Origin of the sequence: Phyllobacterium sp. CL33Tsu (assembly GCF_900113985.1) — a bacterium.
In the GTDB taxonomy this organism is placed as follows: Bacteria; Pseudomonadota; Alphaproteobacteria; order Rhizobiales; family Rhizobiaceae; genus Phyllobacterium; species Phyllobacterium pellucidum.
Genome location: NZ_FORJ01000001.1, coordinates 781222 through 806443, shown reverse-complemented (window position 1 = coordinate 806443; position 25222 = coordinate 781222). Strand labels below are relative to the sequence as shown.

Below are 25222 nucleotides of genomic sequence, written 5' to 3'. Positions count from 1 at the left end.
ATGATTGAAGCCGCCATCCTCGTCATCTTTCCGTTTGCAATGGCCTTTGCGGGGATCTCCGATCTCCTGTCGATGACAATTCAAAATCGCGTTTCGCTCATCCTTGTCGTTTCATTTGTAATCCTGGCGCCGCTGACCGGCATGGGCTGGGAAGCCTATGCAATGCATTTTGCCGCGGGCGCTGCGGTTCTCACGGTAACATTCGGCCTTTTCGCGACCGGCACGATGGGCGGCGGCGACGCCAAGCTGATGTCCGCGACCGCGCTTTGGCTCGGCTGGAACATGGGCCTTGCCGAATATTTGTTGATGATGTCTGTGCTGGGCGGCCTGCTTACCCTCGCAATTCTCAACTACCGCAATTCCCATGCTGCAATAATATATGCGGACCGGATCGAGTTCATGCGGCGGCTCGCGCGCAAGGAAGAGGGCGTCCCCTATGGCATCGCCCTTGGCGGCGCCGGCCTCCTTGCATTTCCAAGCTCCCCCCTATGCCAATGGGTAATCGATCGCCTGGCGCACCTCTGATTGAGTTCGTATCCCAGGGCTTTTCCTGGATCTAAACCATCAGAACCGTGCATTGTTAGACTTGGCGTCACCTTGTAGATTGGATCGACACCCTGGAGATTTGAACATGGCGCTAAAGCGGATGGACAATGTCGGTATCGTCGTTGAAGACCTCGAAGCGACGATCGATTTCTTTCGCGAACTTGGCCTCGAACTCGAAGGGCGGGCGACGATCGAAGGCGAATGGGCCGGACGCGTCACCGGACTGGGCGATCAGCACGTCGAGATTGCCATGATGCGCACGCCGGACGGCCACAGCCGGCTCGAGCTCTCGCGCTTCATTACGCCGCCTGTCGTCGCAGATCACCGGAAGGCGCCGGTCAACGCCCTGGGCTACCTGCGCGCCATGTTTACCGTGGACGATGTCGACGAGACGCTTGAAAGACTGAGTGCCCACGGCGCGCAACTCGTCGGCGAAGTGGTCCAGTATAAAGACGCGTATCGGCTCTGCTACATTCGCGGGCCTGAAGGGCTTCTCATCGGGCTTGCCCAAGAACTAAGCTGAACGGCGATACAAATAAGACCGTGAGGAGCGGGCTGGATGACGATAGCCACGCGGCCCGCATCAACGTTTCAGAAGCCATAATCCATGTCGCCATGCGCGACGTTCCGCTGCGTCGTATCAGCTACTGACGTTCTCAATTTGACCCGCTGAGTATTCATAGATCGAAAGTCTAACGGTTAAACGCCGTTAAGCATAGATTTAAGCAATGCGTTAACCATAATTACACGATTGGCAAGTCAAAGTGCAACCGTGGGTAATCTTAGACAAAAGTCTAACGGGGTGCATTGAATGCAAAGAGCACGACTTGTCATTTTGACCGTCGCGGTCGCTGCCGCGGGCGCCGCGGGCTATATCGCGACGCAGATGAAGCCTGACGTTACCGTCGTGCAGTCAGCACCCCAACCACAGATGAAATTGCAGGATATTCTCGTTGCCACGGACAATCTCGGCGTCGGCACGGAACTGAACGGCCAGCTGCGCTGGCAGCCTTGGCCCGTCGATGCCCTTGCTGACGGATATATAAAGCGCGCTGACCGTCCGAACGCCGTCGAGGAACTCAAGGGCTCGACGGTTCGACTGCGCATATTCACGGGCGAACCGGTTCGTGAAGCAAAGCTCATCGGCAAGGGCCAGAGCTTCATGTCGGCGCAACTCCCGGCCGGCATGCGCGCTGTGGCGACGCAGATTGCCTCGGAGACATCGGCGGGCGGCTTCATTCTGCCCGATGACTATGTCGATGTCATTATGGTCCACGAGATCGAAACACAGGGCCAGGCGAAGCAATACATCACGGAAACTGTCCTTCGCAATATTCGCGTGCTGGCGATCGATCAGACGATCCAAGAGGACGAGAACGGTGAAAAGACCAAGCTGGGGTCCACCGCAACGCTCGAACTGACGCCGGAACAGGCCGAAGTCATCACCGTCGCGCAACAGATGGCTGCGCGCCTGTCGCTCGTTCTCCGCTCGGTTCAGGACGCCCAGGAACAGACAGGACCTGGCGCCGAATATCTCGTCAATTCGCCCGGCCGTAGCGGCAATGTGAAACTGATCAAGTCTGGAACCATGGTCGAAGTCATGGGGCGGAAATAAAAAAATGGGGCACGAAATCAACATTATGCAGCTCAAATGCGCATCCCCTATGTCGCCGCTGATGAAGGCGGCCCGCGTGCTGCTCGGCTGCAGCATAGCCGTTCTGCCATTGCAGAATACGGCCGCTGCGGAAGACGCTGTCGTAAGGCTCAACCAGAGCCAGACCGCTGGCAAGCGGATCAATCTTGGACTGAGCAAGTCGCTTGTCATCGATCTGCCGGCGGATGCCTACGACATTCTCGTTGCCAATCCGTCCGTTGCCGATGCCGTCACCCGAACGGCGCGGCGGATATATCTTTTCGGCAAGATGGTCGGGCAGACCAACATCTTCGTCTTTGGCCCGAATGGCGAGCAGCTTGCAAGCTTCGATCTCGTCATCGAACGCGATGTTGCGGGGCTCGAGGAAAGCCTGCAGAAATATATCCCGGACTCCGACATCAAGGTCGAGTTGATGAACGACAACGTCATCCTTACCGGAACGGTTCAAACGCCGCTCGACGCCAAGCGGGCAAGCGATCTCGCCAATCTTCTCGTTTCCGGCGGTGAAGCAACGACGGGACAATATGCGATCACGGCCTCCGGCCAGGGCGGCACCAATGGCGGCGGCGGGTCGGACGTTGCCATCAGCGACCCGGACGAGGCGCGCCAGAAAAGCAAGATCGTCAATCTCATTCAAATTGCCGGTGACGACCAGGTTACCTTGAAGGTAACGGTGGCTGAAGTCAGCCGCACGGTAATGAAGCAGCTCGGTGTCAATCTCGTCGGCAAGACCAAGTCGGACGGAATATTCTTCAGCTCGACCAACATCGCGTCGCTGGCCGGCAAAAGCCTGACAACGTCAGGCGTCACCGTGCCGATATCGATCGGCAGCGCAACGATCGATTCCTACCTGAATGCCATGGAAGTGGCGGGGGTCATGAAGACGCTCGCGGAACCGTCCTTGACCGCCATCTCGGGCGAACAGGCGACGTTCAAGGTCGGCGGCGAATACAACATGATCACCGGCCAGACGTCGAATGCGCAGGGTGCACAGTATCAGCTTACCAAGATCGAATACGGCATTGGCCTCGAGTTCCTGCCCGTCGTCCTCTCTCCGGGACGCATAAGCTTGAAGGTGCGGACCTCGGTGTCCGAACCGACACTTGAACAATCGATCCCGCTCGGTGCAGGCGTCAATCCGACCTACAACGGAACAACGAACAAGAACCAGGCCCAGAACCTCGCCACCAACATCATCTCATTGCGCAAACGTCTCGCCGACACCACCGTCGAACTGCCGTCGGGCGGCTCGATGATGATCGCCGGGCTGATGCGCGACGACAACCGCGCCGCGATCTCGGGACTGCCTGGAATTTCCAAGATTCCGGTGCTCGGGACCTTGTTCCGCAGCCGCGACTTCATTCGCAACGAGAGCGAACTCGTGATCATCATCACGCCCTATCTGGTGCGTCCGGTCGCCCGCACGGCGCTTGCAAGGCCTGACGACAATCTCAATCCAGCCAGCGATGCCGCCGGCATCTTCCTCGGCAAGGTCAATCGTGTCTACGGCACGAAGGAAGCCAGCCTGCCTGAAGGTCGATACGAAGGCACCATCGGTTACATTTACAAGTAAGCAGGGACGCGGACATGTCTGACACAACCACCATTCGTCGTATAAAGCCCGTCCTTGCATTGCTCGCCGTAACCCTGCTTGCAGGTTGCGCACCACGCGAGATGACGGGGAGCATTCCGGACGACTATCGCACCAACCATCCGATAATCATCTCCGAGAAGGAGCAGGTCGCCGATATTCCGGTCGGTCATGCTGACCGCAAACTGTCGATTACACAGCGAAGCATCGTCGAACAGGTCATCGCCAATTATCGGGCCAACGGTTCCGGCATGGTTCACATCCTGTTGCCGGCGGGCTCGCCGAACGAACGCGCTGCGGCCGGCCTGCGCGACGATATCGCCGCAGTTCTGCGCAAGGGCGGGGTCAAGCCGTTCAACATAAACAGTGAGCGTTACAGCGCAGGTTCTTCGGATTCAGCGCCGATCAGGCTTTCGTATTCGGCAATGACGGCGTCCACGCATCCCTGCGGTCAATGGCCGAAGGATTTGCTCGAGACGGCCGATAATCGCCACTACGCGAATTTCGGCTGCGCCAGCCAGAATAATCTCGCCGCCCAGATCGCAAACCCTGCCGACCTTCTTGGACCACGGGCATCTTCGCCGATCGATGCGGAGCGCCGCAACATCGTGATCGAGGACTATCGCGGGGTTCCGTCCGACAGGCCGCATACGCCAAGCGCAGCAGAAGTCGATTATTCGTGGTGACCAACTCCCTCAAACGCGGAATCTGAAGATGAGTCTAGCCTTTGACATAGAAGACCCGGCAGGGGGAGGCACAGAGCGGTCAGCGGGCCTGCACGCCTATCGTCCGGTCCCGCGCATATCGATCGAGGCATTTTGCGAGACCGATGCGGTCGCACGCCAGATCGCCAAGGCCAATGAAGACCGGCGCATGGCCAAGACCCATGCCCAGATTCATATGGGAGGTGTCGCGACCGCCGTTGAAATGTTCCAGACGGTGCCGACGCCCAATCTGATCCTTCTCGAAACCTCGGCAGCGCCGCGGGACATGCTGCAAAGCCTTTCCGCCCTGTCGGAAGTGTGCGACCCCAGCACCAAGGTCGTCATCATCGGTCATTTCAACGACGTCGCCCTCTACCGCGAGCTGATCAGGAACGGCATTTCCGAATATATGATCGCGCCGATCGAGCTGGCCGACATCATCGGCGTCATCGGCACGCTGTTCGTAGATCCGGAGGCAAAGCCGCTCGGCAGTGCGATAGCCTTCATAGGTGCAAAGGGAGGCGTCGGTGCCTCCACGCTTGCGCACAATATCGGGTGGTCGATTTCCTCGCTGTTCAAGAGCGAGGTCGTCATCGCTGACATGGACCTGCCCTATGGCACCGCGAACATCAATTTCGACCAGGACCCGGCACAGGGCATTGCCGAAGCCGTGTTTTCGCCGGAACGCATCGACGATGTCTATCTCGACAGGCTGCTTGCGCAATGCGCTGAAAATCTCTCGCTGCTCGCGGCACCATCGACGCTCGATCGCGTCTTCGACTTCCGCGATGACTCCTTTGCGCATCTGATCGATGTCGCGCAGCGTTCGGTCCCGCATGTCATTCTCGATGTGCCGCACTCCTGGAACGGCTGGACGCGCACGACGCTTGCCCGTGCCGACGAGGTCGTGATCGTTGCCTCGCCGGAACTTGCCAATCTGCGCAACACCAAAAACCTCCTCGACACGCTGAAGCAGCTTCGCCCCAATGATGCGCCGCCGCGGCTCATTCTCAATCAGGTCGGCGTGCCGAAGCGTCCCGAAATTGCGCCGCTCGAATTCTGTGGTCCGCTCGGCATCCCGGCGATGGCGACCCTTCCTTTTGAACCGGCACTGTTCGGCAGTGCCGCCAACAACGGACGGATGCTTGCTGAGACGGACGCGGCCAATCCCATTGTTCAGACCATCAATGAAATGGCCCATATCTTGACGGGCCGCATGACGCACAAAGCCAGGAAGAAGCCGGGACTGAAAGCCGTCTTCTCCAAGCTGACGCGCAAGAAATAGCGAGATCGAAGAGGCATCATGTTCGGCAAGCGCGGCGGAGGAAATCAACAGGTCCAGGAGTTTCGTGCCCCGGCGATGGAAGCGGCATTGCCCCTCGGCAATATTGCGGCAGAGCCATCCCGCTTGCCGCGCGATATATTGGAGCCGAAACGCCAACCGGCTGAAGCCGCAAAGCCGATTGTCGTGCTCCGCGAGAAGAATGAGGCCTACTACGACACGAAATCGCAAGTCTTCACGGCACTGATCGACACGATCGATCTTGCGCAATTGTCGAAGCTCGATCCCGATGTCGCACGCGAGGAAATTCGCGATATCGTCAACGACATCATCGCGATCAAGAACTTTGCCATGTCGATCTCCGAGCAGGAGGAACTGCTCGACGATATCTGCAACGACGTACTCGGCTATGGACCACTCGAACCATTGCTCGCACGCGACGACATCGCCGACATCATGGTCAATGGCGCGCGCAAGACCTATATCGAAGTGCAGGGCAAGGTGCAGGAATCAGGTGTAAGGTTCCGCGACAATCAGCAGCTTCTCAATATTTGCCAGCGCATTGTGAGCCAGGTCGGCCGCCGCGTGGATGAATCAAGCCCCATATGCGACGCGCGCCTGCCGGATGGCTCGCGCGTCAACGTGATTGCGCCGCCGCTCGCAATCGACGGGCCGGTCCTCACCATTCGTAAATTCAAGAAGGACAAGCTAACGCTCGATCAACTCGTGCGCTTCGGCGCGATTTCGCCGGCCGGTGCCGAACTGCTGCAGATCATCGGCCGCGTCCGCTGCAATCTCGTCATTTCCGGCGGTACCGGCTCGGGCAAGACGACGCTCCTCAACTGCCTTACGAATTATATCGACAAGGACGAGCGGGTCATCACCTGCGAGGACTCGGCCGAACTGCAGCTGCAGCAGCCGCATGTGGTGCGTCTCGAAACACGGCCACCTAATCTTGAGGGCGAGGGCGAGGTCACGATGCGCGATCTCGTCAAGAACTGCCTGCGCATGCGCCCCGAGCGAATCATCGTCGGCGAGGTGCGCGGACCGGAGGTATTCGATCTGCTTTCCGCGATGAACACCGGTCACGACGGTTCGATGGGAACGATCCACTCGAACAGTCCGCGCGAGTGCCTGAGCCGTATCGAATCCATGATCGCCATGGGCGGCTTTTCGCTGCCGCAAAGGACAGTGCGCGAAATCATCGTCGGCTCGGTCGATGTCATCATCCAGGCGGCGCGTCTGCGTGACGGTTCGCGGCGCATCACCCATGTGACCGAAGTCATCGGCATGGAAGGCGACGTCATCATCACGCAGGACCTCGTCGTCTACCAGATCACCGGCGAGGATGCGAATGGCCGCCTTATCGGCAAGCATGTTTCGACGGGTATCGCGAGGCCGCATTTCTGGGAGCGTGCGCGCTATTTCAACGAAGATCGCCGCCTCGCCCAGGCGCTTGATTCCATGGAAATCATGCAGGGATGACGACGCCGGGAGAATTCCACCATGTTTGGGCTTAGCCTTCCGCAGATCGTCTTCGTTGCCCTGGTAGCGCTTACCTTCGCTGCACTTGCCTATGTCTTCTTCTTCGATTCAATCGCCTCGCAGAAGCGCACCGAGGAACGCCTGAATTCCGTGAAACTCTCTGCCAGCGAAAGCATGGGCAAGTTTGTGGTTCGCGACAAGCTGGCAGAGGCGCAGAAGCGCCGGAGATCCGTTCAGGATACGCTCAAGGATATCGAGAAGCGTCAGAAACAGCGGGACAAGAACGCCAAGTCGCCGCCCTTGAAGATGCTGCTCATGCAGGCCGGGATGAGGGTGACTGTTCAGCGCTTTTATATCTACTCCGCAGTGGTTGGCGTTGTCGTTACTTTCGCCGGGCTTTTCCTCGGCTCGCCGCTCTATCTTGCCCCAGGCTTGCTGCTTGCCGGCATCTTCGGCCTGCCACGCTGGTTCGTTTACTATCGCCGCGGCCGCCGGATAAAGGCGTTCCTCAAGGAGTTTCCGAACGCGATCGACGTCATCGTGCGAGCGCTTCGATCCGGCCTGCCGCTCAATGACGGTATTCGGCTCATTGCCCAAGAGGCGCAAGAGCCGGTCAAGGCCGAGTTTCGGCGCATGGTCGATGCGCAGCAGGTCGGGGTGAGCATCCCGGAATCCGCGATGCGAATGGCCGAATACATGCCTTGTCCGGAAGCAAGCTTTTTCGGGATCGTGATCCAGATTCAGTCGCAGGCCGGTGGCAACCTTTCGGAAGCGCTCGGCAATCTTTCCCGCGTGCTCCGCGATCGCAAGAAGATGGCGGCCAAGGTTCAGGCGCTGTCCATGGAGGCCAAGGCCTCTGCCTATATTATCGGTTCACTGCCCTTCGCGGTTGCTTTGCTCGTCTACCTGTCGAGCCCCGGTTACATCATGGTTCTGTTCACGACCGACACTGGTCACGTCATCATGGGCTGCGCAGCCGTCTGGATGTCACTCGGGATCCTGGTCATGAAAAAAATGATCAACTTCAAGTTCTGAGCGGAAAAGTCGAGGCCCATCAATGATCACCACCATCGCCAAAGCCATGCACAACCCCGCCTTCATCTTTGCGGTGCTCGTTGGCATATCGATATTTGCAACGCTCATGACTTTTCTGATGCCGATGTTCTCCGGCACCAGCCTGAAGACGCGGATGAAGTCGGTTGCCCTGGAACGCGACCAGATCAGGTCGCGCGAACGGGCCCGCATGGCTGCGGATGCGGAGACGCGGCGCAAGAATGGAGCGAGTTCATTGCGCGTGACCGAGCGGCAGGGTGTCAGGCAACTGGTCGAGCGGCTTGATCTCCAGCGCGCTCTTGCCGACGAGAATACCGTCAACTCTCTGCGTATTGCCGGCTTTCGCGGGCAGAACGCCCTAAATATCTTTCTTGCTGCCCGCTTTGGCCTGCCCTTTGTGACGCTCGGCCTGACCACATTGTGGATCTTCGGCATGGACGGCCTTGCCGCACAGTCGACCATGATACGGATGGCCGCCTGCTTCGCCGGTGCCTATGTCGGGTTCTACTTGCCCAATCTCTACGTCAAGAACGTCGGATCCAAGCGGCAGCAGTCGATCAAGCTTGCCTGGCCGGATGCGCTCGACCTGATGTTGATCTGCGTCGAATCCGGCATGTCGATCGAGGCAGCGTTCAAGAAGGTTTCCGAGGAAATCGGCGCGCAATCCGCAGAACTTGCCGAAGAACTGGTACTGACAAATGCCGAACTGTCGTTCCTGCCCGAGCGCCGGCAGGCCTATGAGAACCTTGCCAACCGCACTGGGCTCGAGCCGGTCAAGTCCGTCGTCCAGGCGCTGACCCAATCGGAACGCTATGGTACTTCGATCGGCGGTGCTCTGCGCGTCCTTTCCGATGAAAGCCGCGACGCCCGCCTGATGGAAGCCGAAAAAAAGGCGGCGGCCCTGCCGCCGAAGCTCACCGTACCGATGATCGTCTTCCTGCTGCCGGTGCTTTTCGCCGTGATCTTGGGGCCGGCCTTCATCCAGATTTCCGCCCAAGGCGGCATCTTTGGCGACGCAACACCGAAGTAAATCGAAGCGATTCCATCAACGAAAAAGCCGCCCGGTTCGGGGCGGCTTTTTTTATTGGTTGGCCTGGTGGCACTCAGCCCTTCGGCTTTGCCTTATCCTTGTCTTTCAGCATGGTCCAGGAATTCTGCTGTGCCAGCATGGTGCGCAGATATTTGACATTGGCTTGCGCCTGCTGCGGCGACAATTCCTGGTTGGCGATGGTCTCGGCCTCATCGAAGCGACCCTGAAGTCCGACCACGAGCGCAAGGTTCTGGCGGACGCGGCTGTCGGACCCCGGTGCCTTTACCGCCTGGCGCATGTAGTTTTCGGCACTGGCGAGATCGCCCGAGAGGACGTAGGACATGCCGAGATTGGAAAGGATCGAGGCTTCGTTGGGATTGATCTGCAGCGCCTGCCGGTAGAGGTCGCGGGCTTCGCTTTCCTTGCCCAACTGGTCGAGGATAGCGCCTTGCGCCGACAAGAGCTTCCAGTCCGGATATTCCGGCGTCTGGGCCCGTCGCAACGCATCAAGCGCTGCTTCGAACTCGCCGGCGCTTGCCAGCGCTTTGCCGTAAGCGGCGAGCACATCCCGATCCTGCGGGTAGGCGATGGCGAGGCTGCGCATGACGGCAAGGGCCTGATCGCTGCGATTGGTCATCCTGAGGACCGCGGCAAACTTCATCGCCGTGACCTTGTCCTTTGGATTAGCCTGATAGCGCGAACCGAGGCTGGTCGATGCCTGCATCAACTGCTGTTCGTTCATCTGGTCGAAATCGCCGCTTGCGCTCGTTGCCGTCGCCGCTACAGCGGGTGAAATGGAACCTGTCGTCGTCTTGTCGGTGGTCGTGCAGCCCGATATGCCCGCCACGAGCCCCGCTATCGCCACAGAGAAAAGCATGCGGCGATTACGTTGAATAATGCCTGCGATTACCATAGTTTGCCCCGTACCCACACAAATCAGCTGTGTTAACCCAATCCCAGGACTAGAAATATTCTGTTAACCTTAACGGACCGTTAACGACGCGCGGTGCAGCACAAGAATGACCAAGGAGAAATTCGCCGATGCCGATTGAAATCAAAGGCAAAATGCCCGATGGCAGCAAACCCGTCTGGCTGGTGCGAAGCGGCGGACTGAACGATGCGGGACTAGACGACCGTGCGCTGAACTGGGCCCAGGCAAACGGTTTTGATGGTCAGTCCGCGCGCCTGTTAATCATTCCCAACGACAAGGGTGAAGTTGCCGGAGCGTTGCTCGGTACCGGCAAAGACGATGCACGTCTCGTGGCCGGCAAGCTTGCAACGGGACTGCCCAAGGGGAGCTGGCATTTTGCCAATGTCGTGGGCGAGCCCAACCTTGCCGCGCTCGGCTTTCTACTCGGCGGATACAAATTCACAAAATATGGCAAGAAGGACGAACTGGATGTGACGCTTGCCTCGCCTGCAGGGGCCGACAAGGTCGATGTGAGGCGTCTTGCCAATGCCGTCACCCTGGCTCGTGACCTGATCAACACGCCGACGAACGATATGGGCCCCGAGGCGCTGGAACAGGCGGTCCGCAAGGTTGCCGATAACTACAAGGCTTCGGTGAACGTCATCAAGGGCGACGCACTTCTCAAGCAGAACTTTCCGATGATCCATGCCGTTGGCCGTGCGGGGAGCGAGGAACCGCGCCTGATCGACGTCGAATGGGGCAAGAAGGATGCGCCGCGTGTGACACTTGTGGGCAAGGGCGTTTGCTTCGATACAGGCGGGCTCGATATCAAGCCGTCGAGCAGCATGCTTTTGATGAAGAAGGACATGGGTGGAGCGGCAAATGTCCTGGCGCTTGCGAGCCTCATCATGGATGCGAAGTTGCCGGTGCGGCTGCGCGTCCTGATCCCGGCTGTCGAGAATTCGATCTCGGCCAATGCATTCCGACCAAGCGATATCCTTGCAAGCCGCAAGGGTTTGACTGTCGAGATCGGCAACACCGATGCGGAAGGACGCCTCGTGCTCGCTGATGCGCTGGCGCTTGCGGATGACGAGGAACCGGAAATCCTGATCGACATGGCGACCCTGACCGGTGCAGCCCGCGTTGCGCTTGGCCCCGACCTTCCGCCGTTCTACACCAATGACGAAACGTTCGCCGCCGAGGTCGCGCGGGCCGCGGACACCGTTGCCGATCCTGTCTGGCGCATGCCGTTGTGGCAGCCCTACGAAAGCAAACTGTCCTCACGCGTCGCCGACACCAACAATGTCACCACCGATGGCTTTGCCGGATCGATTACCGCAGCGCTTTTCCTGCAGAAATTCGTCGGCAAGGCCAAGGTCTGGGCGCATTTCGATATTTACGGCTGGAATCCCGTCGAGAAACCGCATTCCCCGGTAGGTGGTGAGGCTCAGGCGATACGCGCCCTTTACCATCTTCTGAAGCATCGTTATCTCAGCAAATGAACGGCTTGCCTGGGTCGGCCAAGGGGGTAGAATGGAACGGAACCGAAATGATCTCGGATACCGTCCATGTTCATCGAACTGAAGCCTATCCAGGCATTGACGCTGTGGAAGGAAATCGCGATCTCCGAGGTGCGCGATGATGCGCATGACCTTACGTTGCGGCAGATGGCCGTCTTGCTGACGGTCTATCTCGAGCCGCCGCCGCACACGATACGCGGCATGGCGGCGAAACTCGGCGTTACCAAGCCGGTCATAACCCGCGCGCTCGATACGATGGGCGGCTATGGTCTGGTTGACCGGCATCGCGATGAAAAAGACAAGCGCAACGTTCTCGTCAAGAGAACGGTAAAAGGTGCGCTTTATGTTGAAAAGCTTGGCGATCTCGTGATTGCCAAGGCAAGAGGATTACCGCTTTGACAGATCCAACAGTGTCGCTGGACAAACGACTGAATGCATATCGGCCCGACCGAGCCGATGAAAGCCTGCGTGGGCTGGTGCAGGCGGAACGCTTCGTTCCCGGCAAGCCCATGCGCATTGCGGACCCGGTGGTCGATGTGAGATCCGAGCCGCGGGGCGATGCCCCGATCACCACGCAATTCCTCTATGGCGACGACGTCCTCGTTTTCGAGGACGACAATGGCTGGTGCTGGATACAGAATGAGCGCGACGGCTATGTGGGCTATGTGGTCGATACTAGCCTCGACCGGCGAACCGGCGATCCCACGCATATCGTCATTGCCCCCCGCACTTTCGTCTATCCCGGATCCGATCTGAAATTCCCGCGCACCAAAGCCCTGTCGATGGGTTCGCTTGTTACGATTACGGGCGGTGAGGAACGGCGGGGCACGTTGTATGCCATGCTGCCGAGCGGTGAGGCGATCATCGCAAAGCATCTGGTGCCGATCGACGAGGTTGCGGAAGACCACGTGGCCGTCGCCGAGACGCTGATGCACACGCCCTATCTCTGGGGTGGCGTTTCAGGCTTCGGCATCGATTGCTCGGGCCTCGTTCAGCTGGCATTGCTCATGACTGGGCAGGGCGTCCTGCGGGATTCGGATATGCAGGCAGCCTCGATCGGAGAGGCGATCGAACCGGACCCGGACTATCATAATCTCAGGCGCGGCGATTTCGTCTTCTGGAAAGGCCACGCCGCAATGATGGCAAGCCACTCGACGCTGCTCCACGCCAGCGGACATACGATGAGCGTGACGCTTGAGCCATTGCGCGACGCGATCGAACGCATCGCTTATCTCTACGGCAAGCCGACCGCGGTCCGTCGCCTCACGTGATGTGCCCGCCACCTGCGCAGCGGACACAACCCGATCGCGCACTCAGGCGGCGGTGAGTTCGCTCACCTGCCGCAAGGTGCGGATGATCTGGAGGCAGGCCCGCGCCGCCTCCTCACCCTTCACGAGGAAATGCCGCGTGAAGAAATCGATATGCTGCTCGGTCTCCTGGAAGTGGTGCGGCGTCAGAACGGCCGACAGCATCGGCACGCCTGTTTGCATCTGCGCGGTCAAAAGCGCGTTGACAACAGAGCCGGCGACGAAATCGTGCCGGTAGATGCCGCCATCGACGACGAGCCCGGTAGCGACGATGGCGTCGTAACGGCCGCTTTCAGCAAGCTTTTTGGCAAGAAGCGGAATGTCAAAAGAGCCGGGCACGTCGAAGACATCGAAGCGGGCTGGTGTCACACCTTGCCGGCGCAGTTCTTCCTCGAAGCCGAGGCGGCACTGGTCGACAATGTTTGCATGCCATCGCGCCTGCACAAAGGCGATACGCGGGGCTGGGTCTTGGGGAACGTTATTCTGGAACTGATCCATGTCTTTCTCCTTCGAGTGGACGTGAATCAGGGCACAACCAAAAAGGCGCAAGGCTGACACGGAGCCAGCCTTCACTTTCGATTGTTCTCTTTCATCCGGACTATACCGTCGGCTTCGGAATTGCACCGAAATCTGCTGACCCTCCCGGATGACCGGGAGGCGCTCGCGGGCTCGCACCAGACATCGGGTGATGCAAGGTGATTACCGCCGGTGGGGAATCTCGCCCCGCCCTGAGAACACTAACGGTTGCACCCTAGTGAATTGGTCCGGGTGGTCAAGCTCGAAGCTGCCTAGAGCAACACGGGTACTCTAGTATTGGGCCGCGCGGTCGACGATATTTTTCAACGGTTCGCCGCGTTCGAAGGATTCGATCTGGGCAACGATCTCCGGAACGAGCGCCTGCGGGCTCGAGCTTGCCGCCGCATGCGGAGTGATCGTTACCTGCGGATGCGTCCACAGCGGGCTGTCCTTCGGCAGGGGCTCGCGGTTGAACACATCGAGCGTCACCGCCGACAGCATGCCGCGGTCGAGCGCCGCGAGAATATCGGGCTCGTTCTGCAGCCCGCCGCGTCCGGCATTGATCAGCGTCGGGGCGCCTAGCGGCCCGTGCTGCTTCATCTGCGCGAACATGCTCATTGAAAGAATGCTCTTGGTGTCGGGCGTCAGCGGCAGGAGGCAGACGACGATATCGACATCCTTGAGGAAGTCCTTGAGACCATCCTTGCCGTAATAGGTCGTAATACCTTCCATGGTCTGCAGGCGGCGGCTCCATCCGCTGACGCGGAAGCCGAGCGCGCGCAGCTTCTGCGCCGCATCGCGGCCAAGCACGCCGAGCCCGAGAATGCCGACATTCACCTCGTGCGCCGCAGGCTGGCGCCGATCCTCGTGCCAGACGCGCTGGCCCTGCTGCTGGCGATAGCGCATCCCGAGCCGGTGATGGTCGAGCACCTGCCACACCACATATTCGCTCATGCGCATAGTCAGGTCCGGCGAGACGATTCTTACGATCGGCACGTCCGGTATCTGCTGGTCATGGAAGATGTGATCGACGCCGGCGCCGAGCGAGAAAATAACATCGAGGTTAGGCAAGCCGGCCAACGAGCCCTGGCGCTGTTTCCAGACAAGCGCGTAGCGGATCTTATCCTTGTCCGTCGAGTTGAGAACCAGTTTGCGTTTCGGCGCGGCCTTGGCAAATTCGGACACCCAAACGTCCGGGTCCCATCCCGTCACGGCCAAAAGGATCGTATCGGTTGCATTGCCAGTCATTCACTCACCGCTCCCTTCGGCAGTTTCTATCCTGAAGGCCGCCGCCATCAGGGCTCTCGTATATTCGGTCTTGGGCCGCGCAAAAATCTCCTCAGACGGCCCATATTCCACTGCCTTGCCATTGCGCATCACCAGCACCTCATTGGCAAGCGCCTTCACCACCTTGAGATCGTGGCTGATGAAAAGATAAGCCAGATTGTGCTTCTGCTGCAATGCGCGCAAAAGGTCGACAACCTGGGCCTGAACGCTCATGTCGAGCGCCGATGTTGGCTCGTCCAGCATGACGAAACGGGGATTGAGCACCATGGCGCGTGCGAGGGCGATACGCTGGCGCTGGCCCCCGGAAAACTCGTGCGGATAGCGGAAGCGGTTCTCCGGGTCGAGGTTGACCTCCTTCAGGGCGGCGACGACCCGCGCGTCGCGCTCATCGGCGGAGAGCTTTGGTTCGTGCACTTCAAGACCCTCTGCAATGATATCGGCCACCGACATGCGCGGCGACAACGATCCATAGGGATCCTGAAAAACGATCTGCAATTCGCGGCGCAGCGGCCGCATCTCGCGGAATGAAAATTTGTTGATGTCCGTCTCGCCGAAGCGGATGACCCCTTCCGACGATATCATGCGCGACAGGGCCAGGCCGAGCGTGGTCTTGCCCGACCCGGATTCGCCAACGACGCCAAGAGTCTGGCCGGCGCGGATCGTTACATCGATGCCGTCGACCGCCTTTACATGATCGACCGTCTTACGCAGGAAGCCCTGCTTGATCGGGAACCAGACCTTGATATTTTCGCCGCGCATGACCGGCGCCGCCGCAGCATTTGCCGCCGGCGGGTTGCCCTTCGGCTCGGCGGCGAGAAGGTGGCGCGTATAGGGGTGCTGCGGGTTTTCGAATATCTCCCGCGTCGGGCCGGTTTCGACGATCTTCCCGCCGGTCATCACGCAGACGCGATCTGCGATCTTGCGCACGATGCCGAGGTCGTGGGTGATGAACAGCATCGACATGCCCTGCGCGGCCTTGAGATCGGCAAGAAGCTTCAAAATCTGCGCCTGCACGGTGACATCGAGGGCGGTGGTCGGCTCGTCGGCGATCAGGAGCTTCGGCTTGTTGGCAAGCGCCATGGCGATCATCACCCGCTGGCGCTGCCCGCCGGACAATTGGTGCGGATAGGCGTTCATGCGCTTTTCCGGGTCGTGAATGCCGACTTCCTCCAGCAGCGCAAGCGTGCGTTGACGCGCCGCCTTGTCAGCCATGCCCTGGTGCAGCTTGAGGATTTCGCTGATCTGGTCCTCGATCGTGTGGAGCGGATTGAGCGACGTCATCGGCTCCTGGAAGATCATGGTGATGTCGTTGCCGCGCACCCGGCGCAGCTCGTTCTCGCTGCTTGCAAGAAGATCCTTGCCGCCGAACAGAATTTGCCCTGAGGGGTGCGACGCCGGCGGATAGGGCAGAAGCTTCAGGACCGACAGGGCCGTGACCGATTTGCCGGAACCGGATTCGCCGACAAGCGCCACGGTCTCGCGCTCGCCGATATCGAAGGATATGCGATCGACGGCAAGCGTCTCCTTGCCGCCCTGCGAGAAGGCGACGGAAAGATCGCGAACTGAAAGAAGCGGGGCCGTCATTTGAACGCCTTGCGCGGGTCAAAGGCATCGCGCGTGGCTTCGCCGACGAAGATGAGCAAGGACAGCATCAGCGAAATCACGATGAAGCCGGTAAGCCCGAGCCAGGGCGCCTGCAGATTATTCTTGCCCTGTGCGAGCAATTCGCCGAGCGAGGGCGATCCGGGGGGCAGGCCGAAGCCGAGGAAGTCGAGCGAAGTCAAGGTCGTGATCGATCCGTTGAGAATGAACGGCAGGAAGGTCAGCGTCGTTACCATGGCGTTCGGCAAAAGGTGGCGGAACATGATGGTCCGGTTGCGCACGCCAAGCGCCCGTGCGGCGTTGACATATTCGAAGTTGCGGGCGCGCAGAAACTCGGCGCGAACGATGCCGACGAAGCTCACCCACGAGAACAGCAGCATGATGCACAAGAGGATCCAGAAGCCCGGCGGCAGGATCGAAGCCATGATCAGAAGCAGGTAAAGCGTCGGCACCGAAGACCATATCTCGATGAAACGCTGCGCGGTGAGGTCGAGCCAGCCGCCGAAATAGCCCTGCAATGCGCCGGCGGTGACGCCGATCACGGCAGAGGCTGCGGTCAGGATCAGGCCGAAGAGCACCGAGATGCGGAACCCGTAGAGCGCCCTGGCAAAGACGTCACGCGCCTGATCGTCCGTGCCGAGAATATTCATGTTGCCGAAAACACAGTTTGGATCGTCCACGCCTTGCGGATAGCGGGCGCAGCGCTCCTCCGGCGTAAACAGCCAGAACGGCTTCGATGGCGCCGTATCGGGCAGTTCATTATTGACCGTCCGATAGGAATAGCGGACCGGTGGCCATATCGACCAGCCATTGCGGTTGATCTCCTCCTGGATCACCGGGTCGCGGTAGTCTGTCACGGCATAAAAGCCGCCGAATTTCTCTTCCGGATAATCGACGAGGACTGGAAAAAGAATCTCGCCCTTGTAGGAAACAATGATCGGCTTGTCGTTGGCTATGAATTCGGCAAGGAGCGAAGCAACGAACAGGAACAGGAAGATCCACAGGGCCCACCAACCGCGCCGGTTCGCCTTGAAGTTCTGCCAGCGCCGGGCATTAAGCGGAGAAAGCCGCGGCCGTTTGACGGGGAGGGCCGGCGTCGTGCCGATAATATCGGTCATCAGACATCCCTCCGCTCAAAGTCGATGCGCGGATCGATCCATGTATACAGAAGATCGGAAAGCAGGCTGACGACGACGCCGACAAGGGCGAAGATGTAGACGGTCGCGATCACCACGGGATAATCGCGGTTGATAATCGATTCGTAGCCGAGAAGGCCAAGTCCATCGAGCGAAAAGATCGCCTCGATCAGGAGCTGGCCGGTAAAGAAGATCGAGATGAAGGCGCTCGGAAAACCGGAAATGACAATGAGCATCGCATTGCGGAAGACATGGCCGTAAAGAATACGCCGCTCACTGAGGCCCTTGGCGCGCGCCGTCGTCACATATTGCTTGCGAATTTCGTCGAGGAACGAGTTCTTGGTCAGAAGCGTCGTCGTCGCAAAGGCGGAAAGCAGCATGGCGGTGAGCGGCAGGGCGAGGTGCCACGCGTAGTCGATGATTTTTCCGCCCAGCGACAGCTGTTCAAAATCGTTCGATGTCAGCCCGCGAATTGGAAACCAGTCAAAGAAGGATCCGCCGGCAAAGAACACGATCAGCGCTATGCCGAAGAGGAAGCCTGGAATTGCGTAGCCGACGATGATGATGCCGCTCGTCCATATGTCGAATGACGAGCCGTCCTTGATGGCTTTTCGTATGCCGAGCGGTATCGAGATCATGTAGGAGAGCAGCGTCATCCACAATCCGAGCGAAATCGATACCGGCAGCTTCTCCTTGATCAAATTCACGACGCTGATATCGCGGAAATAGCTCTTGCCGAAATCGAAGCGCACATAGTTCCATACCAGCAGACCGAACCGCTCGAGCGGGGGCCTGTCGAGTCCGAACTGCTTCTCGAGGCTGGCGATGAATGCAGGGTCGAGCCCCTGCGCGCCGCGGTATTTCGAATTGCCTTCGCCGAGCCCAAGCTGTTCCTGTGACTGGCCAAGGTCAGCGCCGCCGCCGCCGATGCGGTCCATGGCATTGCCGCCCTGGCCGGTTAGCTGGCCGATGATGCGCTCGACCGGGCCGCCTGGCACGAATTGCACGATCACGAAGCAGACAAGCAGGACGCCGAAAAGTGTGGGAACCATCAACAGGAGGCGGCGGAGAATATAGGCTCCCATCAGGCAACGGCTCCGCCCAAAAATAAATCGATAGACGAAACGTGCGGAACGTCCCCTTGATCTTCAAGCCTTGCCAATAGCCTTTGCCTTTGCTTCATCGAACCACCACAGCGACTCAACCGGAAAGCCATAATCGGGCTTGGGCTCCTTGAAGCCGAACATGTCCCAATAGGCGACGAGGTGATTCGCTGAGTACCAATTTGGAATCCAGTCGCGTCTTATACGCAAGAGTCGATCGAGAACACGCATGACTGTGACCAAATCGTCGCGGGAACGCGCTTCGCCAACCTTCTCGATCAGCGCGTCGATAACGGGATCGGCGATTCCGGGAAGGTTATAGGAACCCGGCGCCGAGGCGGACCGCGAGCCAAACATCGATGTGAGCGACTCCGACGTCGGGGTCGCGTTCAGCATGACGGCCACACCGATAATGTCGAAATCGAAATCCTGAACTCGAAGCTGGTATTGAGCCGGATCGACAAGACGCAGGGAGGCATTGACGCCGATTGCCTGGAGATTGTTGATGAAAGGCGAATAAGAGCGGGTGAACACCTCCGCCTGGATCAGTATTTCGAGGTCGAACGACTTGCCGGCACCGTCGACAAATCGGTTGTTCTCACGTTTGAACCCTGCTTCCTGCAGAAGCTCGACAGCGCGGCGCAAATTCTTGCGGTCGCGTCCCGAGCCATCGGTCGTCGACTGGATCACCGCTTCGCCGAAAATGCCCTCCGGCAGGCGATCGCGCAGCGGCTCCATTATGGCAAGTTCCTGCGGGGAGGGCATGCCGTTCGAACGGAAGTCCGACATTTCGAACAGGGACTGCGACTGCTCGTACATGCCATAGAACAAGTTCTTCCGGGTCCACGCGAAGTCGAAGCACAGCGCAATGGCTTCACGCACCTTCGGATCGCGAAAGCGCTCCCGCCGCTGGTTGACCGCCCATGCTTGCAAATGCGGACGTTTCTCGTCGGGAAACTCACGCTGGATCACACGCTTCTGCTGGATGGCCGGGAAATTATACTCGGTGACCCAGGTTTTCGCCGTGTGCTCCATGCGCCAGAATATGTCTCCCTTCTTGAAGGCTTCGAACTCGGGCTGGCGGTCGCGGTAGAACTCGATCTTGATCGTATCGAAGTGATTCAGGCCGCGCCGAACCGGAAGGTCCTTCGCCCAGTATTCATCGACACGCTGGTATTCGATGCCCTTGCCCGGCGCCATCCTGCCGACGCGATAAGGGCCGGAGCCGAGCGGTGTCTCGAGCGTCGATGCATCGAACGCGCGGCCCGCAAACCACGCCTTCGAAAGAATCGGCATGTTGCTGGCGATATCGAGAATCGCGCGGTCGGAATGTTTGCCGGTAAAGGCGATGCGCAGCGTCTGGTCATCCTCGGCGACGATCTCCTTCATCTCTGTCAGCAACAGCAGAAGCTCCGGATGCCCTTTCTCCTTGATCGACTGGAAACTGAAGACGACGTCGTGGGCCGTTAGGGACGACCCATCGTGGAAACGCGCCGCGGGGCGCAGTTTGAAGGTGAATGTGTTGCGATCGGCCGTGACAGTGACGCTCTCCGCGACGAGACCGTAGATCGAGTCCGGCTCGTCGAGCGCTTCCTCCATCAGCGTGTCGTAGCAGATTTCCATGCGCGGCGGCGCATCACCCTTGGCCGAATAGGTATTGAGCGTGTTGAAGGTCTGTGGCGACTGATTATAGAGCCAGTTCGCCGGAGAAAAGGCGAAGGTCCCGCCCTTCGGCGCATCCGGGTTGGCATAGTCGAAGTTTTTGAAATCCTTCGAGTATTTCAACTCGCCAAACGCCGACAGACCGTGGAGCGGCACGTCGGTGGCAATCTCGGCGAGCGCGATGCGCGGCGAAAAAGCGGTCAGAAGTGTTGCGCTCGAAATCTTCAGAAGATCGCGCCGGTTGAGCTGCGTCATTCGGCGCGCGCTTTCAACGCCTGCTCCTTGGCCGTGTCGATCCACCATGAGAACGGGTCGATACCTGCATAGTCCGGCTGTTTTGCGGGCATGCCGAATTTGTTCCAGTAGGCGATCTTGATGCGATCGTCATACCATTGCGGGACGGCGTAGTAGTTCCACAACAGTACCCGGTCGAGTGCGTGGGTGGCGGCGACGAGTTCATCCCGGTCCTTGGCAAAGATGATCCGGTCGATCAGCTTGTCGACGGCCGGATTCTTGATGCCCATATAGTTGCGGCTGCCCGGTGTGTCGGCAGCGCCCGAACCCCAGAAATCGCGTTGCTCGTTGCCCGGCGACAGGCTTTGGGAAAGAACGACGTTCGGGGTGGTAATATCGAAATCGAAATCATTGACCCGGGCGGTATATTGGGCGTTGTCCACGACCCTGATCTGAGCATCGATGCCGAGCTTTCGAAGGCTGGCCATGAAAGGCCCGATAAAGCGCTCATCCGCCGGATCATCCGCCAGGAATTCGATGGTGAATGGTTCGCCGGTCTTGGCATTGACGAGCTTGCCGTTCTTCTGCTCGTAACCCGCGTCGCGCAGCAGCGTGACGGCCTGGCGCAGATTGTCCCGCTGCGATTGGGGCGTATCGTATACGGGCAGCTTGAACTCCTTGGTGAAAACTTCTTCCGGCACGTCGCCCTTCACTGTTTCGAGGATTTCAAGCTCCTTGCCCGTCGGCAGGCCGCTCGATGCGAGTTCGGAACCGGAGAAATAGCTGTTTATGCGCTTGTATTGCCCGAAGAAGAGATTCTTGCTCATGCTCTCGAAGTCATAGGCCGAGGTCAGAGCCTGGCGGACGCGTGGATCCTTGAATTTGTCGCGCCGGGTGTTGATCAGGAAACCCTGCATACGCCCGGATGAACGTAGCGGAAACACGGCCTTGACAACATCGCCGCGCTGGAACGCCGGAAAGTCATAACCGCGCATCCATTTGCCGATACTGGCTTCCGGGCGGTAGTCCTCGAAGCCTCCCTTCTTGAAGGCTTCCCACTCGGCATTCTGGTCGCGGAAATACTCGTAGCGAATACGATCGAAATTGTTGCGGCCGATATTTACCGGCAAGTCCTTGCCCCAATAGTCCGCCACACGGCTCCAGACGATGGTATTGCCGGGTGAGGCGCTCTCGATCTTATAGGCGGATGAGCCAAGTGGGATTTCTGTTGTTGGCTTGCTTATATCGCGCTTCTTGCCGCTCGCGTCGTTACCCTCCCACCAATGCTTGGGCAGGATCGGGAAATCGCCCATGATACTCGGCAGTTCGCGGTTGCCGCCGCTCGAAAAGGTGAACGTCACCTCGTGGTCGCCGGTTTTCTCCGCTTTGGTCACATCGTGATAATACTTGTTGTACAGCGGGCTTTGGGCCTTCAGCGTGTCGAAGGACCAGATGACATCGTCCACGGTGATCGGCTGGCCGTCGTGCCACCTTGCAGCCGGGTTCAGCCGAAATTTTACCGAGGAATAGTCATCCGGATAGGCGATAGCCTCGGCGATGAGCCCGTAATTTGTCGCTGGCTGATCGAGGGATTGGCTGAGCAGCGTATCGTAAAGCAAGCCGCCGCCGACGGTAGCAGGTAGCCCCGCTGCTGGCGTTCCCTGCACGACAAAGGGGTTGAGACTGTCAAACGATCCGTAGGCGGTCTGGTTGAGCGTGCCGCCTTTCGGGGCATCGGGATTGACGTAGTCGTAGTGCTTGAAATCGTCGCCGTATTTCGGTTCGCCGAGGACGCTCGCGGCCTTTCTCCATTCGGTTTCCGCAGCCTGGATACTTTGATGGGCAGCGACGGTGAAGGCGGCGAAAAGGGCAAGGCTGGCAACGAGGGGGCGAAATCGCAAATCAGGTCTCCACGGGTTCTCTACGGCCATAAGTCTAAGAGAAATTGCGGCGGAGAACAGGCCTTCACGTTAAAAACACGCGCAGTTGATGCAAAAAAGCCGGGCGCAGGCCCGGCTTTTTGAAAGCAATAGTGACGGATTTAGTTCTTCGGTGCTTCCGGAGCAGCGGGAGCGGCGCCGTCGGCCGGCTTCTCCGCAGCGGGCGCGGCAGGAGCGGCAGGTGCTGCTGCGTCGGCAGGCTTGGCGGCATCGCCGCCCGCAGGTGCGGCATCAGCGGTCGGAAGCGGCTTCGGACTGTCGGACAGCGTGCGCAGATAGGCAATGAGGTCGGCACGCTCATTATCCTTCTTGTCGCCGGCAAAGCCCATTGCCGTGCCCTTGATGTAGCCCTTCGGCGACGTCAGGAAGTGGTTGAGATGGTCGAAAGTCCACTTTTCCTGTCCGCCCTTGGAGAAATCCTTGATGGCCGCGGAATAGCTGAAGCCTTCATGTGTCGCGATTGGGCGATCGACGATGTCCCAGAGGTTCGGACCGACCTTGTTCGGGCCACCCTTTTCGCCGGTGTGGCAGGCAGCGCAGCGCTTGAAAACGGCTTCGCCGCGGGTTGCATCAGCTGAAGCCAGCAGCGTCGCGATCGGCACGGCTTCTGCAGCGGGTGCAGCAGCGCCGGCTTCGCCTTCACCACCGGCCTCGGCGGCCTGGATGATGAAGCCGGGCTTTTCTGGCGCATGCGAGTCGAAAATAGAATCGGACAGGATACCTGCCGTCATGACAACGAACACGGTTGCCAGAAACGCCATGGCATATTTGTTGAACGGGGTCGATTCCATCGTCGATCAGTGCTCCACTTGTGTCCTGTTCAAGTGCGCTCAATATCAAGTCCACTCTGACGCTTGCCTGGAGCAATTGCAGGGCTCGATGTTCAGCACACTTGCGGAGGTTCTCAATATCTGGTCAATGCAGTGCGCTGCATTTCTTGACAAGAGTCCCCTCGTGATCGCGCGGAAACTAGGTCTTTTGCTGAAGACTTGCAACACATATAAGGGCGCTTCTGCCTGAGACTTTTTGACACCTTAGACCGTGTGCAACGATGAAAATATTGACCCTGATCCCTGCCCGGATGGCCTCGACCCGGCTGCCCAACAAGCCACTGGCCGATATTGCGGGAAAGCCCATGATCGTGCATGTCGCCGAGCGCGCGATTGCTGCCGGTCTCGGGCGAACCGTCGTTGCGACAGATAGTCCCGACGTCAAATCGGCCATAGAAGCACACGGCATCGAGGCGATCATGACGCGGGCCGACCACGAATCGGGTTCGGATCGCATCCATGAGGCGCTTCTCGCTCTCGACCCTGACGGCAGCGTCGATGCAGTTGTCAATGTCCAGGGCGATCTTCCGACCATCGAGGCCGATATCATCAGGCGCTCGCTCATGCCCCTGCAATCCGGCCCTGCCGACATCGCGACGCTCGGCGTCGAAATCCGCCGCGAGGACGAGAAGACCAATCCGAACGTGGTCAAGATCATAGGTTCGCCGATTGGTCCCGACCAGATGCGGGCACTCTATTTCACCCGCGCCACAGCGCCGTGGGGTGAGGGGCCGCTCTACCATCACATTGGGCTCTATGCTTACCGTAGGGCTGCGCTCGAGCGGTTTGTCGGCCTCGGTCCTTCGCCTCTGGAGCGCCGGGAGCGTCTTGAACAGCTGCGCGCGCTCGAAGCGGGCATGCGCATTGACGTCGAGATCGTCGATTCGGTGCCGCTGGGCGTCGATACGCCGGAAGATCTCGTACGGGCGCGCGAAATCCTCACTTCAAAAGGCAGATAATGATGGCAACGACCAACCGCATCTCGTTCCAGGGCGAACCCGGCGCAAATTCCGATACGGCCTGCCGCAACATGTTTCCCGACATGGAACCACTGCCGTGCCCGACTTTTGAAGATGCGTTCAATGCGGTCGAGAGCGGCGCCGCCGATCTTGCGATGATTCCGATCGAAAACACGATCGCGGGGCGCGTCGCCGATATCCATCACCTCCTGCCGGAATCGCGGTTGCACATCGTCGGCGAATACTTCCTGCCCATTCATTTTCAATTGATGGTGCTGCCCGGCACCAAGCGCAGCGACATCACTTCCGTGCACAGTCATATCCATGCGCTCGGCCAATGCCGCAAATACATCCGCAAGAACAACTGGAAGCCGGTGATCGCCGGCGACACGGCCGGCGCAGCCCGGCTCGTTGCCGATGTAAAGGACAAGACGATGGCGGCGCTCGCCCCCCGCCTTGCCGCCTCGCTGTACGGCCTCGACATTCTCGAAGAGGATGTGGAGGACACGGAAAATAACGTCACGCGCTTCGTCGTTCTCAACAAGACCAAGAAATGGGCCCCGCGGGGCTCTGATGAACTGATGATGACGACTTTCGTCTTCCGCGTGCGCAACGTGCCCGCGGCGCTTTACAAGGCCATGGGCGGATTTGCGACGAACGGCGTCAACATGACGAAGCTCGAAAGCTACCAGATCGACGGAAAGTTCACCGCGACGCAGTTTTACGCGGATATCGAGGGTCATCCGGACGACAAGAACGTGGCACATGCGCTCGATGAGCTCGAATTCTTCTCGAAGGAAGTCCGCATCCTCGGTGTCTATCCGGCCGACACCACCTTCCGCAGCTCGCAGGCCGAGGAAGAGTAGCGTAC

The 25222-nt window shown here is 59.2% G+C and carries 23 protein-coding genes and 1 riboswitch; of the genes, 14 read left to right on the top strand and 9 right to left on the bottom strand.

Translation table 11 applies throughout. The features are described 5' to 3' along the window. The 9 genes from BM074_RS04005 to BM074_RS03965 all read left to right on the top strand — a co-directional run bounded on the left by BM074_RS04005 (position 1) and on the right by BM074_RS03965 (position 9345). Positions 1-525: an A24 family peptidase gene (locus BM074_RS04005; protein ID WP_091919898.1), complete on the top strand. Its 525-nt coding sequence runs from the start codon at positions 1-3 to the stop codon at positions 523-525. A 106-nt stretch (positions 526-631) separates the two neighbouring features. Further along, positions 632-1069, top strand: coding sequence for a VOC family protein (locus tag BM074_RS04000; protein ID WP_027230431.1), 438 nt, complete (start codon positions 632-634; stop codon positions 1067-1069). Positions 1070-1357: 288 nt separating this feature from the next. Beyond that, positions 1358-2161 carry a Flp pilus assembly protein CpaB gene (cpaB, locus tag BM074_RS03995; protein ID WP_027230430.1) on the top strand — a complete coding sequence of 268 codons (804 nt, stop codon included), beginning with the start codon at positions 1358-1360 and terminating at the stop codon, positions 2159-2161. A gap of 61 nt (positions 2162-2222) precedes the next feature. Continuing rightward, entirely contained in the window at positions 2223-3773 is a 1551-nt protein-coding gene (locus BM074_RS03990) for a type II and III secretion system protein family protein (RefSeq protein ID WP_091921435.1), read from the top strand. A 14-nt stretch (positions 3774-3787) separates the two neighbouring features. After that, complete coding sequence (locus BM074_RS03985; RefSeq protein WP_091919896.1) at positions 3788-4477, top strand: CpaD family pilus assembly protein; 690 nt, start codon at positions 3788-3790, stop codon at positions 4475-4477. Positions 4478-4505: 28 nt separating this feature from the next. Continuing rightward, a complete protein-coding gene (locus BM074_RS03980) occupies positions 4506-5780 on the top strand; it encodes an AAA family ATPase (RefSeq protein ID WP_091919894.1) in 1275 nt (424 codons plus the stop codon). A gap of 18 nt (positions 5781-5798) precedes the next feature. After that, entirely contained in the window at positions 5799-7262 is a 1464-nt protein-coding gene (locus BM074_RS03975) for a CpaF family protein (RefSeq protein ID WP_091919892.1), read from the top strand. A 21-nt stretch (positions 7263-7283) separates the two neighbouring features. After that, a complete protein-coding gene (locus BM074_RS03970; protein ID WP_091919890.1) occupies positions 7284-8297 on the top strand; it encodes a type II secretion system F family protein in 1014 nt (337 codons plus the stop codon). Positions 8298-8319: 22 nt separating this feature from the next. Further along, on the top strand, positions 8320-9345 hold the full coding sequence (locus tag BM074_RS03965) for a type II secretion system F family protein (RefSeq protein ID WP_027230424.1): 1026 nt from the start codon (positions 8320-8322) through the stop codon (positions 9343-9345). A gap of 73 nt (positions 9346-9418) precedes the next feature. Here the strand turns inward: BM074_RS03965 and BM074_RS03960 are convergent, their stop codons facing one another. After that, entirely contained in the window at positions 9419-10222 is an 804-nt protein-coding gene (locus tag BM074_RS03960; protein ID WP_244506739.1) for a tetratricopeptide repeat protein, read from the bottom strand. A 164-nt stretch (positions 10223-10386) separates the two neighbouring features. Here BM074_RS03960 and BM074_RS03955 point away from each other — a divergent pair, with 164 nt between their 5' ends. The 3 genes from BM074_RS03955 to BM074_RS03945 all read left to right on the top strand — a co-directional run bounded on the left by BM074_RS03955 (position 10387) and on the right by BM074_RS03945 (position 13046). Further along, positions 10387-11757, top strand: coding sequence for a leucyl aminopeptidase family protein (locus BM074_RS03955; protein WP_091919888.1), 1371 nt, complete (start codon positions 10387-10389; stop codon positions 11755-11757). A gap of 66 nt (positions 11758-11823) precedes the next feature. Then, entirely contained in the window at positions 11824-12174 is a 351-nt protein-coding gene (locus tag BM074_RS03950; RefSeq protein ID WP_027230420.1) for a MarR family transcriptional regulator, read from the top strand. Then, entirely contained in the window at positions 12171-13046 is an 876-nt protein-coding gene (locus BM074_RS03945) for a C40 family peptidase (RefSeq protein WP_174207799.1), read from the top strand. Before BM074_RS03950 ends, BM074_RS03945 begins: the two co-directional genes overlap by 4 nt. Before the next feature lie 42 nt (positions 13047-13088). On the opposite strand, the gene BM074_RS03940 is transcribed toward BM074_RS03945, so the two are convergent. The 8 genes from BM074_RS03940 to BM074_RS03905 all read right to left on the bottom strand — a co-directional run bounded on the left by BM074_RS03940 (position 13089) and on the right by BM074_RS03905 (position 23353). After that, complete coding sequence (locus tag BM074_RS03940) at positions 13089-13580, bottom strand: 6,7-dimethyl-8-ribityllumazine synthase (protein WP_051614599.1); 492 nt, start codon at positions 13578-13580, stop codon at positions 13089-13091. A 79-nt stretch (positions 13581-13659) separates the two neighbouring features. Then, positions 13660-13822: riboswitch (FMN riboswitch) on the bottom strand. Positions 13823-13889: 67 nt separating this feature from the next. Further along, positions 13890-14846, bottom strand: coding sequence for a 2-hydroxyacid dehydrogenase (locus tag BM074_RS03935; protein WP_027230417.1), 957 nt, complete (start codon positions 14844-14846; stop codon positions 13890-13892). Next, complete coding sequence (locus BM074_RS03930; protein ID WP_091919886.1) at positions 14847-16469, bottom strand: ABC transporter ATP-binding protein; 1623 nt, start codon at positions 16467-16469, stop codon at positions 14847-14849. Beyond that, positions 16466-17605: an ABC transporter permease gene (locus tag BM074_RS03925; protein ID WP_091919884.1), complete on the bottom strand. Its 1140-nt coding sequence runs from the start codon at positions 17603-17605 to the stop codon at positions 16466-16468. Before BM074_RS03925 ends, BM074_RS03930 begins: the two co-directional genes overlap by 4 nt. Further along, entirely contained in the window at positions 17605-18708 is a 1104-nt protein-coding gene (locus tag BM074_RS03920) for a microcin C ABC transporter permease YejB (protein WP_091919882.1), read from the bottom strand. The genes BM074_RS03925 and BM074_RS03920 overlap by 1 nt, the downstream gene beginning before the upstream one ends. A gap of 63 nt (positions 18709-18771) precedes the next feature. Beyond that, positions 18772-20643 carry an extracellular solute-binding protein gene (locus BM074_RS03915; protein WP_091919880.1) on the bottom strand — a complete coding sequence of 624 codons (1872 nt, stop codon included), beginning with the start codon at positions 20641-20643 and terminating at the stop codon, positions 18772-18774. After that, positions 20640-22523: an extracellular solute-binding protein gene (locus BM074_RS03910; protein ID WP_244532721.1), complete on the bottom strand. Its 1884-nt coding sequence runs from the start codon at positions 22521-22523 to the stop codon at positions 20640-20642. The genes BM074_RS03915 and BM074_RS03910 overlap by 4 nt, the downstream gene beginning before the upstream one ends. A gap of 140 nt (positions 22524-22663) precedes the next feature. Next, the gene (locus BM074_RS03905) at positions 22664-23353 is read right to left on the bottom strand and encodes a c-type cytochrome (RefSeq protein ID WP_091919876.1); all 690 of its coding nucleotides are present in this window, start codon (positions 23351-23353) and stop codon (positions 22664-22666) included. A 260-nt stretch (positions 23354-23613) separates the two neighbouring features. Between BM074_RS03905 and BM074_RS03900 the strand changes: the two genes are divergently transcribed. Both BM074_RS03900 and BM074_RS03895 read left to right on the top strand, forming a co-directional pair. Continuing rightward, on the top strand, positions 23614-24351 hold the full coding sequence (locus BM074_RS03900; RefSeq protein ID WP_091919874.1) for a 3-deoxy-manno-octulosonate cytidylyltransferase: 738 nt from the start codon (positions 23614-23616) through the stop codon (positions 24349-24351). Then, complete coding sequence (locus BM074_RS03895; RefSeq protein WP_091919872.1) at positions 24351-25217, top strand: prephenate dehydratase; 867 nt, start codon at positions 24351-24353, stop codon at positions 25215-25217. Before BM074_RS03900 ends, BM074_RS03895 begins: the two co-directional genes overlap by 1 nt. Positions 25218-25222: the final 5 nt, after the last annotated feature.

Excerpts from the sequence above, each read along its gene's own strand:
- BM074_RS03925 (WP_091919884.1), bottom strand. The coding sequence starts at position 17,605 with ATGACCGATATTATCGGCACGACGCCGGCCCTCCCCGTCAAACGGCCG.
- BM074_RS04005 (WP_091919898.1), top strand. The coding sequence starts at position 1 with ATGATTGAAGCCGCCATCCTCGTCATCTTTCCGTTTGCAATGGCCTTT.
- BM074_RS03970 (WP_091919890.1), top strand. The coding sequence starts at position 7,284 with ATGTTTGGGCTTAGCCTTCCGCAGATCGTCTTCGTTGCCCTGGTAGCG.
- BM074_RS03950 (WP_027230420.1), top strand. The coding sequence starts at position 11,824 with ATGTTCATCGAACTGAAGCCTATCCAGGCATTGACGCTGTGGAAGGAA.
- BM074_RS03930 (WP_091919886.1), bottom strand. The coding sequence starts at position 16,469 with ATGACGGCCCCGCTTCTTTCAGTTCGCGATCTTTCCGTCGCCTTCTCG.
- BM074_RS03900 (WP_091919874.1), top strand. The coding sequence starts at position 23,614 with ATGAAAATATTGACCCTGATCCCTGCCCGGATGGCCTCGACCCGGCTG.
- BM074_RS03895 (WP_091919872.1), top strand. The coding sequence starts at position 24,351 with ATGATGGCAACGACCAACCGCATCTCGTTCCAGGGCGAACCCGGCGCA.
- BM074_RS03920 (WP_091919882.1), bottom strand. The coding sequence starts at position 18,708 with ATGGGAGCCTATATTCTCCGCCGCCTCCTGTTGATGGTTCCCACACTT.
- BM074_RS03960 (WP_244506739.1), bottom strand. The coding sequence starts at position 10,222 with ATGCTTTTCTCTGTGGCGATAGCGGGGCTCGTGGCGGGCATATCGGGC.
- BM074_RS03980 (WP_091919894.1), top strand. The coding sequence starts at position 4,506 with ATGAGTCTAGCCTTTGACATAGAAGACCCGGCAGGGGGAGGCACAGAG.
- BM074_RS03965 (WP_027230424.1), top strand. The coding sequence starts at position 8,320 with ATGATCACCACCATCGCCAAAGCCATGCACAACCCCGCCTTCATCTTT.
- BM074_RS03975 (WP_091919892.1), top strand. The coding sequence starts at position 5,799 with ATGTTCGGCAAGCGCGGCGGAGGAAATCAACAGGTCCAGGAGTTTCGT.
- BM074_RS03955 (WP_091919888.1), top strand. The coding sequence starts at position 10,387 with ATGCCGATTGAAATCAAAGGCAAAATGCCCGATGGCAGCAAACCCGTC.
- BM074_RS03905 (WP_091919876.1), bottom strand. The coding sequence starts at position 23,353 with ATGGAATCGACCCCGTTCAACAAATATGCCATGGCGTTTCTGGCAACC.
- BM074_RS04000 (WP_027230431.1), top strand. The coding sequence starts at position 632 with ATGGCGCTAAAGCGGATGGACAATGTCGGTATCGTCGTTGAAGACCTC.
- BM074_RS03990 (WP_091921435.1), top strand. The coding sequence starts at position 2,223 with ATGAAGGCGGCCCGCGTGCTGCTCGGCTGCAGCATAGCCGTTCTGCCA.
- BM074_RS03915 (WP_091919880.1), bottom strand. The coding sequence starts at position 20,643 with ATGACGCAGCTCAACCGGCGCGATCTTCTGAAGATTTCGAGCGCAACA.
- cpaB (WP_027230430.1), top strand. The coding sequence starts at position 1,358 with ATGCAAAGAGCACGACTTGTCATTTTGACCGTCGCGGTCGCTGCCGCG.
- BM074_RS03940 (WP_051614599.1), bottom strand. The coding sequence starts at position 13,580 with ATGGATCAGTTCCAGAATAACGTTCCCCAAGACCCAGCCCCGCGTATC.
- BM074_RS03985 (WP_091919896.1), top strand. The coding sequence starts at position 3,788 with ATGTCTGACACAACCACCATTCGTCGTATAAAGCCCGTCCTTGCATTG.
- BM074_RS03935 (WP_027230417.1), bottom strand. The coding sequence starts at position 14,846 with ATGACTGGCAATGCAACCGATACGATCCTTTTGGCCGTGACGGGATGG.